This is a genomic window from Allobosea sp. GW821-FHT09G06 (genome assembly GCF_059416005.1).
The window spans coordinates 169,905-182,037 of the sequence record NZ_JBWKOI010000002.1 but is presented as its reverse complement, the minus strand read 5'-3'; the positions used below and the strand labels follow the sequence as shown (position 1 = coordinate 182,037).

Sequence of the window (12,133 nt, the reverse complement as noted above, 5' to 3'; positions counted from 1 at the left end):
ACCCGGGCCGATATCCAACAACTCTCCCCGAACGGCTTGGGACGGTTGCCGCACCGAACGCACCGCGATAAGAGCACCGCAACTGAAGCCAATCTGCAATCGCTACCGAGTGTCGCGGTGGACAATCCGGCTTCACCGTCACGTTGCGCAGACCGCCATTCTCACATGAGCGGTTCGTCTCGCAGCCGGCGGCGCTACCTGTGCCATCCGGGGACACGTGCAAAAGATGATGCTCAAGGCTCCTGATATTCATGCATGCGCCCCCCGGGGCAAGGCGTTGGTGAGATGAGACACGTTCTGAGCAAGGTGCGGCACGCACTGACGACCTATAGCGCGGTCGATCTACGGAATTTCCTGAACTTCGTCGCACTGAGCATGAAAGACAGGTATCTCGGCTCCCGACTCGGCCTAGCCTGGGCGATCGTCAGCCCTCTGCTGATGCTCTCGATTTTCACTTTCGTGTTCGGTTTCGTGTTCAAGTCGAAATTGCCGGGTTCGGATACGAGCCTGAGCTATGTCATCTGGTTGATCGCTGGATACGGTCCCTGGCTGTTCACGTCCGAAGGATTGAGCTCATCGACGGGGGCCTTCGTCAAGCACTCCTCGCTGATCCGCAACATCAGCTTTCGCCAGGAACTGCTGGTGTTCGCCGAAGCGCTGACCGGCATCGTACCGTTGCTCGTCGCCGTGGTGTTCCTGGCAGTGCTGCTGGTGGCGGACGGCCGCACACCGAGCCTGTCGTGGAGCATCATCCCACTGATCCTGCTGGCACAATACATTCTGGTCTGCGGTCTCGGACTGATCCTCGGCTCGATCAACGTTTTCGCTCGCGACGTCATGTTCGCGCTGCCGAACATCCTTCTGGTCGTCTTGTTCGCCTCGCCGATCTTCTATCCTATCACCGCCTTTCCGCAGTCGGTGCAACACATCACGGCCTACAACCCGATTTACGTGATTCTAGAATCCTATCGGGCGCCGATCCTCAACGCCGAATTCCCCTCGCTATGGACGATCGGCTACTCCTTCGCGAGCGCGATCGGCGTCTTCCTTATCGGCATCGTGTTCTTTCTGCGACTGCGCCCTTACTTCGATTCACGGCTGTGAAGCCGCGCAGGACCAACGGCATGTCCAACAGCGCACCCGGGCAGCGGCCCGCCATCGAAGCACAGGGCGTCTCCAAGGATTTTTTCCTCCTGGAGAACGCGAGCGTCTGGAATCTCTTGTCAGGCCGCCACGAGCTGCCGGCGCATCATGCCCTCCAGGACGTGACGATCTCGGTGCCTCATGGTGAGATCATTGGCGTCCTCGGCAATAACGGCGCCGGCAAGAGCACGCTGCTGCGCACGCTCGGAGGAATCTATGCGCCCTCCGCCGGCAGAGTGACGCTGCGGGGCGACGCCTCGGCGATCTTCGAACTCGGCGTGGCGAGCAACGAATTCCTGTCTGGGCGAGAATACGCCCGGAGGAGCTTCGAACAGATGTCCGGAGCGGCAGATGACCGAGCGGCCTATCTGGCCGAAGTCGAGGAATTCGCCGAACTTGGGGAACACTTCGACAAGCCGGTGAAGACCTATTCCGCCGGCATGAAGGCTCGATTGTTCTTTGCAGTCGCCACGAGCTTCCGGAAGAGCATCTTCCTCATCGACGAAGTGTTGTCGGTCGGCGACACCTATTTCCGCGCTCGATGCTGGCGACGCATGCGAGATTTCAAGCGCCGAGGGGTCTCAGGCATCCTCGCGACCCATGACTGGACCAGCGTGCTCAAACTGTGCGAGCAGTGTTACGTCCTCGACCATGGCAAGGTCGCATTAAGCGGAGAAAGCTATCCTGTCGTACGACAGTATCTCGGCCTGGAACAGAAGCTCGAGCGCGCCGACGTCTGGCTGACGGAGGCGCTGCCAACCACCTTTCGCGGCCGACCATTCGAAGAGTTGCGGCTCGACTTTCCCGTCCACGCGGATGACAGAACCGTCGTCAGCGTCCTTGTCAGCCTCGAACTGACCCACCGCACAGTCGGCTGGGAGAATGTGATGCTGCTAGATCCGCAGGAGATTCCGCTGGAGAAGGGCGAGAACACGGTAAGCGTGCGTATACCGCATGTACCGTTGGTGCCGGGCAACTACATGCTCCATATCGGCGTGCTCCGTCGTGTTCCAGGCACCGGCGAGATCGTCACGCTGGACGCACGCACCTGGTACCACGGCAACTCCCTCTCTCTGGTCGTTGAAGGCAATGAAAAGCCGGGCGTTGCGAGCCTGCGCCCGGCTGGTCGTGTAAGAAGGCGTTCGCCATGAAGCCTCACATTAGAGTCGAGGGCCTCTGCAAGGCTTATCCAGAGTCGGTTACCGAGGACGAGGAACTGATCCGCCACTATCTCGCCGACGACAGCGCTCGGCAGGCAGCAGGAGTGTCCCTTGCCCTACAGGGCGTCTCGTTCGAAGTCGCGGACGGCGAGCGGATAGGCCTTATCGGCGCAAATGGCGCGGGTAAGACGACGCTAATGCGCATTCTCACCGGGCTCGCGATGCCCTCAGCCGGCCGTATCGAGGTTCAAGGCAAGTTGCAGGCCATCCTCACCATCGGTTCCAGCCTGCGAGACGACATGACCGGCCGCGAGAACCTGCTGCTCGCGGCGCGGCTCTCCGGCCATCCGGAAGAGCGCTTGCTGGCGATCACGGAGGAGATGATCGACTTCGCCGGTCTCGACCATTTCATCGACTGGCCGGTGCGGACCTACTCCTCGGGGATGAAGGCGCGGCTCAGCTTCGCGGGTGCGATTTTCATCGACCCCGAAATCTTGCTTATCGACGAGGCCCTCTCGGTCGGAGACCGGACTTTCGCAGACAAGGCGACGGCCGCTGTGCGCAAACTCTGCGAGGCCGGGCGGATCGTGATGATCGTCTCGCATTCCATCGAGACCATCGCAGCCATGTGCGACCGATGCATCTGGCTGGATAATGGGCGTATTGTCATGGACGGCCCTGCCAAGGAGGTCGGGGAAGCATATGAGCAGGCGATGCGCCTCAAATTCGAACGCGCTATGATCAGCTCTTCGCAAAGCCGCAATGCGGTAATCGACCAACGCATTGTCGCCATGAGCGACCTGAACGTCGAGATGAAGCAGGCACCGGCAACCGAAGCCATGCCGATCCCGAGTCCAATGCTGGCACTCTCCTGCGATCTCACGCTGGCCGCGCCCATCCCATCGCTCGATGTCGAGCTGTTCGTGGAGCGGCTCGACGCCCTGCTAATCGGGCGCGACCGCATCACGCTCTTCGGGCCGCATGAGCCCGGGGAGATCACGATCGAAGTCGACGCGCCGGAGTTTTTCCTCGCGTCCGGCTTCTATATGGTCGGCCTGGACATCTTCACGGACGGCACGCTCCTCGCACAGCTCGGCGGGCAGATCCAGATTCAGTCAGAGATCGCCTACAAACACGGAACACCCACCTTGGTCTGGCCGATGTTCTTGTCTGCGCATCGCAGCTGAAGCGATCCGCATCTCAGGAGAGACGCGGTCTCAAATCGCGTATCTCCGCACATCAGGCACGAAATGCACATGCTGCGTCATGCAGCGCAGTACGGTCGCGCGGTTCGCCTTCGTCCATTCGACCGTGCGGCGGACGCCCTCTTCATGCGGCACCTGCGCGACGAAGCCGAGCTTCTCGCGGGCCTTGTCGGTCGAGGCGAAACGCTGCCCCGAACGGTCCCAGTCGCGTGCCGGTGTCAGGGCGATCGGCGTCGCATTGCCGGTCGCGGCATTGATGCGCTCGGCGAGCTCGCGGATCGAGATCTCGGCGCCCGAACCGAGATTGTAGATCTCGCCCGGCTCGCCCTTCAGGCCGCAGGCCATCAGGCCCCGCGCCATATCCTCGACGAAGATGAAGTCGCGGGTGGCAATGCCGCCGTTTTCGACCGGAAGGGCCTCGCCGTGCAGCGATTTCCAGATGAAGGTCGGGGTGACATTACGCCAGACCGTCGCCGGCGTTCCGCGCCAGCGGCCCGCGCCCAGGATTTCGCCCGGACCGTAGACGTTCTGGAACCGCGCCTTGACGAAGGGCAGGCCGTGCCGGGTGAAGTAGTAGTTCCCGTACATCTCGCCGACCAGCTTCGAGATCGAGTATGGGCTGTCATGGAACAGCGAGACCGGCGCCTCCTCGGTCGTCGCCGTGGCGCCGTCGAAGGTCTTGGCGGCCACGGCGCAGCCGGCGGCGGAGTAGACCACCTTCTTCAGCGACTTGATGTCCTTCAGCCGTTCGAACAGCTTCAGCGTCGTCAGCGTGTTGTTGTCGTGATCCATAAGCGGATCGTGGATCGACGACTGGTTTCCGTGGAAGCAGGCGAGGTGGTAGGCGTAATCGAGATCGTCGTCGAGTTCGGCCAGGATGCGATCGCTGGTGATTGGGCCCGATACGAGCTTCACGGCCGGGTCGTCCGGCACATTGACCGGATCGGCCGAGAGGAAGTTGTCGACGATCGTCAGCTTGCGCGGCTTTTCGCGCAGGATCTGCTTCACCAGATTGGAGCCGACGAAGCCGGCGCCGCCGACGACCAGCACGTTCTTGCCAGCAAAGCTTTCGGTCATGGGAATATCCGTCCGGGAGAAGGGGAGGGCGCGGCAGCCGCTGGCGATCAGGCCTTGGTCGGCGGCGCCTTGAGGTGGCTGTAGATCGCGGTCACGCCATGGGTGTCGTACCAGGCCAGCATGCGCCGGATCGTCTGCTCGAATGAGTAGCGCGGCCGCCAGCCGAAGGTTTCGATCGTCTGGGAGGGATCGAGAACGACGGCGGGGACGTCATCGGCGCCCGGCTCGACTTCCGGAACCGGTTCGCTGAGCGTGATCCCGAGATGGTCGACGACGATGTCGAAGATTTCCTTGATCGTATGGCCGGTGCCCGTCGAGACGTTGAACACCCCGCTGGGCGCGCCCTCGGCCATCACCGCATCCATCACCGAAAAGAAATCGTCCATGTCGATGAAGTCGCGCACGGTTTTCGAGCAGAAACAGCCTTTCCCGGCCTTCAAGCGTGTATAGAAAGTCGGAATCGGGCCGATCGCCAGACGGGGACCGGTCACATTGGCGAGCCTCAGCGAGACGAAGGGCAGGCCGGAGACCGCGAGATAGTTCTCGCCGGCCTGCTTTGAGATGCCGTAGCTGGTGAAGGGGCGGGCCGGCGCATCGGCCGGGATCGGCAGCGCGTCCGGTCGGCCATAGCCCAGCGCAGTGTGGAAGTTCACGAAGCGCTGTACGCCGGCGGCCTTGGCCGCCTCCACGACATGGATCGTGCCCTCGACATTGGTACGCGTATCCTCGAGCCAGTCGTCGGGGTCCTTGTAGGCTGCAGCCGAATGGATGACGTGGCTCGGCTTGAACTCGGCGAACAGCTTGTCGACTAGGGCGCGGTCCTGGACATTGCCCTCGACGACGGCCAACCTTGGATGTGCTTCCGGCAGCGAGCCGCGGTGGCCCGTGGCGAAGTTGTCGAGCACGAGCACGTCGTGCCGGGCTTCGAGATAGCGCTCGGTCAGGTTCGAGCCGAGGCAGCCGGCGCCGCCGGTGATCAGGATATGCATCGTCGCCTCAGCCCTTGGCCGCGGTCTTGATGTCGGCGCGGGCTTCCTTGAGGTGGGTGTAGCCGCCGACGACACCTTCCCTCTCCCACCGCTCGACCGACAGCCGCGCGATCTCGTCGAGCGGGGTGAACTCGATATCGCCAAAATCGGCGAAGGTGCGCGAGGGATCGAGCAGGATCGAGGCCGCATCGTCCGGACCGAGCGGCTTCACCTCGGGCTCCGGATAATCGTTGAGCTTCATCGCCTTGACGACGGCGTCGTAGAGCTCCTTGATCGCCACGTCCTTGCCGGACGAGAAGTGATAGGTGCCGTTGCCCTTGCCGTTGGCGGCCTGGACGACGACCTTGGCGAGGTCGCCGGCATAGCAGAAGTCGCGGCGAGCCGGCGTGACGAAGCACTTCTTCCCCTCGGCAAGGCGGCCATAGAAGATCGGCAGCGGGCCGGAGACGTTGCGCGGGCCGATGACGTTGGCGAGGCGGAAGGTCACCCAATCGACGCCCGAGAACTGCACATAATGCTCGCCGGCGGTCTTCGAGATCGCATAGCTCGAGTTCACCGGATCGATCGGATGGTCGAGTGTGATCGGCTGCTGCAGCGGCTTGGTGCCGTAGCAGAGCGCGGTCTGGAAATAGATCAGGCGTCCGACCTTGTGCAGCTTGCAGCCCTTGGCGATGTTGGCGCCGCCGACCGCATTGACCAGGGCGTCGGTCTCCCAATCCTCCGGGTCCTTGTAGGAGGCGGCGGTGTGCACGACGACGTCGGGCTTGAAGTCGGAGAAGAGCTGGTCGATCAGCTTCCAGTCGGTGATCGAGCCCTCGACCTGAGTCAGATTCTCCTGGTCGAGCAGGTTGTCGCGCCTGCCGGTCGAGAAATTCTCGAGCGACATCACGGTGTCGCCCCGCGCCAGGAACATGTCTGCCGCCGTCGAGCCGACCTGGCCGGAGCCACCCGTAATGAAGACCTTCATCGTCTAGTTCCCGTGAGTGCTGGAGTTACTGGGCCGCGACCTGGGCGGGCTCGACCTCGTCGAGCATGCGCCGGTACGAAGCGGCCCGGTCGTGGAAGATCTGTTGCCAGAGCTCGAGGCTGAGCAGCCCCCAGGTCTTGCGCGAGAAGCGCTCGGCCTTGTCGAAATTGGCGAGGATCGCGTCGGAATTGAAGAACTCGCGGTGACGGTTCTTCTGCGTCGCGAAGATGTCGGCGACCATGTCCTTGAGCTCGCCCGAGAACCATTCCTTCAGCGGCACGGGGAAGCCCATCTTGTCGCGGCGCTGCGCCAGTTCCTGCGGCAGGTCGCCGGAGAAGGTCGACTTGATGAAGTGCTTCATCTGGCCGCCCTTGAACTTGAGGTCCGCGGGAATGGTCGCGGCGAACTCGACGACGGAGTGGTCGAGCAGTGGCACGCGCGATTCCAGCCCGTGCGCCATCGACATCCGATCCTCGACCTGGAGCAGCGCCGGAAGCAGGCACTTGAAGTCGAAATGCGTCATCGAGTCGAAATAGGCTTCCTTCTTCACGTTCCGCTCGGAATTGAAGATCGCCTGGAAGCGCGAGAAGACGCCGGCCCGGTCAAGGGCCGACCAGTCGACCTCGTTCTCCATGTCGGCCGAGCGGTCGATGAGGCGGAAATAGCGCTCGTCCAGCGGCCCGAACAGGCCCTTGGAGAAGAGCTGGCGGATCAGGGGCTTGTATTCCTGCAGTACCGTCAGATGCGGAATGATCGATTCCGGTGTCACGACGAAATTGCCGTTGCGCTGCGTGCCGTCGATCGATGCCTTGATGGCCTGTTCGAGATAGGCGATCAGATAGCGCGCATAGCCGCCGAAGATCTCGTCGCCACCTTGGCCGCCGAGGACCACCTTGACGTGGCGGGCCGCCAGTTCCGAAACCATGTATTGCGGGAAGGAGCCGGGCCCGCCGACCGGCGTGTCGAGATGGTAGAGCACCTTCTCGATATTGTTGCGGAAGTCGTTCGCCGTGATGTCGATCTGGTGCAGCTCGATGCCGCCGTCCCGACAGGCGGCTTCGGCATAGGCGCTTTCGTCGTAGCCTTCGAATTCGGTGAACTTGCCGTGAAAGCCGATTCGCCCGGAGGACTTTTCCCGGCCGGCGAGGATGCCGATCAGGCTGGAATCGATGCCGCCCGAGATATAGGCGCCCACGGGCACATCCGAGCGCAGATGCACCTTGATCGAATCAGCCAGACGGCCGCGCATTTCCTCGCCGAACCAGCGAGGGGTATGGTCCCAGTCGATCTCGTAGTGGACATCCCAGTAGCGGAAGACCTTGACCTCGCCGTTCTCCACGGTCAGTGCATGCCCGGGCAGCAGCGTATGGATATGCTTAAAGAGGGTGTTCTCGCCGATCGTGTACTGGAAGGTCATGTACTCGGCCAGCGCATCCGGATCGGTCGCCACCTCCGGCAGCACCGGCAGCAGCGCCTTCATCTCCGAGGCGAAATAGAGCACGCCATCGACGACGGCATAGTAGAACGGCTTGATGCCGAAGCGATCGCGCGCCGCGAAGAACCGGTCGCCATCCCAGAGGGCGAAGGCGAACATGCCGCGCAGATGCTGCAGGCAATCGACGCCCCATTTGGCGTAGGCAGCGAGTACAGTCTCGGTGTCGGAAGACGAGCGGAAAGACCAGCCGGCCTTCAGCTCGTCCATCAGTTCGACATAGTTGTAGATCTCGCCGTTGAAGCTGATGACGGTGCCGTCATTGCCGATCATCGGCTGGTGACCCGCCGGCGACAGGTCGATGATGGCAAGACGGCGATGGGCGAGTCCGCACACCCCGCCCGGAGCCTGCCACACGCCCTGTCCATCTGGGCCGCGATGCGCGATCAGCTGGTTCATCACCGCGAGCGCATTTGCAAGCTTCGCGATAGGCTGACGCGTCAGCGAGACCGCACCTGCGATTCCACACATGCTAAACTTTCCGACCTTCGGAGTTCCGAGGGGTCACCCATCGCCGCGGGCGACCATTCAATCCTCAAACGCAGTCTTTAACAGGCTGGCCTGTTATTGTCATGCCCGAGCCAGCGCTCTATTTCTCACAGAGATACGCTGACGCGCTCGCCCCAGATACCAAGATTGACGATTCGCCACAGCGTAAAATCGAGCGGCCGGTTGCCGTCGAGCATCTCCTTAGCCAGCGCGCGAACACCATCGGCATTCATCAGCCCCGGATAGCGCGCCAGCGTCTTCTCGATCCCGTCCTCGACCAGACCGCGGAGCGGACCGCGGAACCAGATCTGCTCGGGCGTGGCGAAGCCGAGCTTGTCGCGCCGCTCACGCACGCTTTCCGGCAGGACATGAGCCATGCCGCGCCGGAGGACGCGCTTGGTGTCGCCTCCGACAATCTTGTGGTCGTTGCCGAGCGCGAGATCGAACTCGACCAGCGGATGGTCGAGAAACGGAACGCGCGCCTCGATGGAATGCGCCATCGAGTTGCGATCCTCCCAATGCAGCAGCATGGCGAGGTTGGAACCATATGTCATGGTCATGCAGAGCGTGCGCAGATCCGAGACCGGCGGCAGGCCGAGCTCGTCGCTGGCCAGTTCGAATGCCGTCCGTGGATTGCCGTTTTGGCGCAGCAGATCAGTGCCCAGCCAGTCATGCTGAGTGAGGGCGCGATGCTTCCTCCGCAACAGCCCGCCAAGCCCACGCGGCAGGAGCGGCACGAGATGATGCTTAATCTGGTCGGCGATCGGCGTGCCGTGATAGCGGTTCCGCTCAAGGATCGTCGTCAGCAACTGCTTGAACTGCCGCCGCCGGGTCAGATCGGCCATGTAGTAGGAAAAGCCGCCATGATAGCCGGCGAGCTGTTCGTCGGCCCCCTGACCGTCCAGCATCACCTTGACGCCGACCCGCCTGGCTTCCTCGAACACGCACCATTGCGCGAAAATCGAGGTTGAGCCGAATGGCTCGTCCTGATGCCACGTGATGTCGGAGGCACGCTGGAAGACGTCGTCGGCCTTTGGAAAGATGAAGTGGGGTTCGGTGTGCGCATGCGCGACGACCGCATCCATGAACGGCTTCTCATCGACGCTCTTCTCGGCATAGCAGGCGGAGACGGTGTTGACCCTCGCGCCGCCGGCACCGGAGCCCATCATCTGCGCCATCAGGCCGACGATGGAGGATGAATCGAGACCGCCCGAAAGGCACGAGCCGACAGGAACATCCGAACGGAGATGCAGCCGCACCGATTCAGTCAGAAGCTCGCGGAAACGAGCGGCAGCCGCATCCTCGGACAGAGAGATGTTGCCGGCCGTCGCGGGATACCAGCGGCGCGGCCGCACATCGATCGCCGTATCGCAGCTTGCATCGATCGCCACGCATTCACCACCGCGCAGCTGGAACACCCCCTCGAACATCGTTTCCGAGGTATGGTCCGAGATTCCCGAAGCCAGAAAGTCATGAATGCGAGCGACGTTCATGCGGCCTGAAACACCCGGCAGCCCGAGCAGCTGCTTGATCTCGGAACCGAATGCCGCGCCGCGAGGCGTCGTCACCATGTAGAGCGGCTTGATGCCGTAGCGATCACGGGCGGCGAAGAGCTTCTTGTCGCGATCATCCCAGATCAGGAAGGCAAACATGCCCCGCAGCCGCGGCAGAGCGTCTTCGCCCCAAAGCACATAGGCGCGCAGAAGCACCTCCGAATCGGACTCAGAGACGAAGACTTCGCCCTTCGCACGCATCTCGTCGCGCAGCTCAATGTAGTTGTAGATCTCGCCGTTGAAGACGAGCCAGTAGCGATGCGAAGCATCACACATCGGCTGGAGCCCGGCATCGGACACATCGATGATCGCGAGGCGGCGATGCCCCAGCGCCACCGGGCCTTTCGGGCTCACATAGGTTTCCCAGCCGCGACCGTCGGGACCCCGGTGCGCGACGACATCGATCCGCTGAGAGTCGGGCTCAAAGCCGATCGACCCGAAAATGCCACACATGAGCCAGCCTCGTCGGGGCGGTATCGAGCGATCTCTTCCGCCAACAGGAACAATCTTGCGCTGCCTTATATTGGCGACACCTCTATCGGTCGAGCCCAACAATTTTCCTTACAGCTGCCCTTTCACGGTCAGGCCAGCTCGAAGCCGGGTTTTTCAAGTTCCCTTCAGCACACGTCTCTCAACGCAACACTCGAGTTCTCTAATCCGATCTCAACGCCCCCTTTCTCCAGGGCGAGCTTGATCCCCCGCAGATTGTTATGGGTCGGAACCCGCCTGCTCTTTTCGAAGTCGCGGATGGTCGAGAGGCCGAGATGAGCGGCCTTCGCGAGATCCTGCTGGCTCCAATCGAGGAAGGCACGAGCAGCTCGGCATTGCGCTGGTGTGATCATGCACTCGGCGTAGCCCGATCAACGCTTTTCGTCGATTCTCGACCTTTCCAGTCGACTGGCACGCCCATAGGAAGGGAACCGTCCTCCACCGACGATTTTCGTCGCTGGAGGACAATGATGACCCTAATCCTGGAGTTGGAGCACAAACTCGTCTTCTACAAGCCCGGCATCAGGCGGCTCACCTCGCGCGGGTTCCCGCGATCATCGCCGCAGATGAAGTCGTCCCGACCGCTCGCCAAGCCAGCCGCCTGGCGCCGCGATGATCAATGACTTTGATTGGCCTCTCGGGGTTTGCACTCTTGACCTCTTCTACCCCTCGTCAACACGCCACGCGCGGCCGCCGCTGGCCGACACTGATCATCACCATTGTTCTCGCCAATGCCGTCAGCGCCTGCGTACCGTCATACGCTTCGACCGCTTCGATGGACGCAGCGACGCCGGCGCAGTCGCACAGTTCCAGCAGGACGACGCTATCTGCAAAGGCGAAGCCGCTAAGGCCCAGGCCGTGGCAGCTCCGATCTATATGGGCCGCAGCCCCGCCGATGCGATGGAAGCTGGAGTGCTCGAAGGCCGGCCCAATCAGGCGCTGCGCCAGATCATGGTCGGCCGTATGGCCGGACGTGGCTACAGCATGACCGTCATCACCGTTCAGCCGTAACATCGGCAGCGTCGTGTCAGCCCGCCGGGCGAACACGACGCTGCGGACGCTCGCAGATCGTCGGCGTCTTCTCGGTCAGGTACTTCAGAGCCTGGCTCGTCGCGTCGACCTGATCATCGTTGCGCGCCAGCGAGCGGTCCAGCCGAGATTCCTGTTTGGAAGACTGCGCGCTGCTCAGGTTCGTCGCGCACCAGGTTGCTAGGGGGATAACGATCGATTGCTAGGCTGCGCTGAAAGTTCCGAGCCGATTGGATGTCACCGATCTGAAAGACCCCCGAAGGAACCATAGCCCCCGCAATTAGTGTGGCGACAATCACGCCCGTGAGAAAGTCGAAAACGAACCACCCAATCAAGCCGAGCGCTATCGCAACCCCGAAGTGCAGTGCGGCCAATACTCATCTCCATGCTAGGTCGCTCCCGATAGGCTGCCGCTGCCGGAACGGCAATATCCCCTCTGCACTTTTGGCGTCTATGCCAAATAATAATCAATGAAAGGCCAACAATTAACACAGTTCTAAATGTATTATAAAACGTTAATATTTAACTTATCAGAGGCGC

The 12,133-nt window shown here is 62.0% G+C and carries 11 protein-coding genes; 5 read left to right on the top strand and 6 right to left on the bottom strand.

What is annotated here, in order from left to right; genetic code table 11:
* Positions 1 to 285 precede the first annotated feature (285 nt).
* Genes AC07NY_RS11075 through AC07NY_RS11065 form a run of 3 tightly spaced genes read left to right on the top strand, consistent with a single transcriptional unit; the run spans position 286 to position 3,490 of the window.
* On the top strand, positions 286 to 1,104 hold the full coding sequence (locus tag AC07NY_RS11075; RefSeq protein WP_494583880.1) for an ABC transporter permease: 819 nt from the start codon (positions 286 to 288) through the stop codon (positions 1,102 to 1,104).
* 20 nt (positions 1,105 to 1,124) lie between these two features.
* The gene (locus tag AC07NY_RS11070; protein ID WP_494583879.1) at positions 1,125 to 2,294 is read left to right on the top strand and encodes an ABC transporter ATP-binding protein; all 1,170 of its coding nucleotides are present in this window, start codon (positions 1,125 to 1,127) and stop codon (positions 2,292 to 2,294) included.
* Positions 2,291 to 3,490, top strand: coding sequence for an ABC transporter ATP-binding protein (locus AC07NY_RS11065; RefSeq protein ID WP_494583878.1), 1,200 nt, complete (start codon positions 2,291 to 2,293; stop codon positions 3,488 to 3,490). The genes AC07NY_RS11070 and AC07NY_RS11065 overlap by 4 nt, the downstream gene beginning before the upstream one ends.
* 30 nt (positions 3,491 to 3,520) lie before the next feature.
* Here AC07NY_RS11065 and AC07NY_RS11060 read toward each other — a convergent pair whose 3' ends face one another.
* The 6 genes from AC07NY_RS11060 to AC07NY_RS11035 all read right to left on the bottom strand — a co-directional run bounded on the left by AC07NY_RS11060 (position 3,521) and on the right by AC07NY_RS11035 (position 10,917).
* Complete coding sequence (locus tag AC07NY_RS11060; RefSeq protein WP_494583877.1) at positions 3,521 to 4,585, bottom strand: NAD-dependent epimerase/dehydratase family protein; 1,065 nt, start codon at positions 4,583 to 4,585, stop codon at positions 3,521 to 3,523.
* Between the two features lie 47 nt (positions 4,586 to 4,632).
* Positions 4,633 to 5,574, bottom strand: coding sequence for an NAD-dependent epimerase/dehydratase family protein (locus AC07NY_RS11055; protein ID WP_494583876.1), 942 nt, complete (start codon positions 5,572 to 5,574; stop codon positions 4,633 to 4,635).
* Between the two features lie 7 nt (positions 5,575 to 5,581).
* Positions 5,582 to 6,541, bottom strand: coding sequence for an NAD-dependent epimerase/dehydratase family protein (locus AC07NY_RS11050; RefSeq protein ID WP_494583875.1), 960 nt, complete (start codon positions 6,539 to 6,541; stop codon positions 5,582 to 5,584).
* 25 nt (positions 6,542 to 6,566) lie between these two features.
* The gene (gene asnB, locus AC07NY_RS11045; protein ID WP_494583874.1) at positions 6,567 to 8,504 is read right to left on the bottom strand and encodes an asparagine synthase (glutamine-hydrolyzing); all 1,938 of its coding nucleotides are present in this window, start codon (positions 8,502 to 8,504) and stop codon (positions 6,567 to 6,569) included.
* Positions 8,505 to 8,629: 125 nt separating this feature from the next.
* Positions 8,630 to 10,528: an asparagine synthase (glutamine-hydrolyzing) gene (asnB, locus tag AC07NY_RS11040; protein ID WP_494583873.1), complete on the bottom strand. Its 1,899-nt coding sequence runs from the start codon at positions 10,526 to 10,528 to the stop codon at positions 8,630 to 8,632.
* A gap of 164 nt (positions 10,529 to 10,692) precedes the next feature.
* Positions 10,693 to 10,917: a helix-turn-helix domain-containing protein gene (locus AC07NY_RS11035; RefSeq protein ID WP_494583872.1), complete on the bottom strand. Its 225-nt coding sequence runs from the start codon at positions 10,915 to 10,917 to the stop codon at positions 10,693 to 10,695.
* Here AC07NY_RS11035 and AC07NY_RS11030 point away from each other — a divergent pair.
* The gene (locus tag AC07NY_RS11030; protein WP_494584695.1) at positions 10,840 to 11,187 is read left to right on the top strand and encodes a hypothetical protein; all 348 of its coding nucleotides are present in this window, start codon (positions 10,840 to 10,842) and stop codon (positions 11,185 to 11,187) included. The genes AC07NY_RS11035 and AC07NY_RS11030 overlap by 78 nt on opposite strands.
* Positions 11,177 to 11,575 carry a hypothetical protein gene (locus AC07NY_RS11025; RefSeq protein ID WP_494583871.1) on the top strand — a complete coding sequence of 133 codons (399 nt, stop codon included), beginning with the start codon at positions 11,177 to 11,179 and terminating at the stop codon, positions 11,573 to 11,575. Before AC07NY_RS11030 ends, AC07NY_RS11025 begins: the two co-directional genes overlap by 11 nt.
* The last annotated feature ends 558 nt before the right edge of the window (positions 11,576 to 12,133 follow it).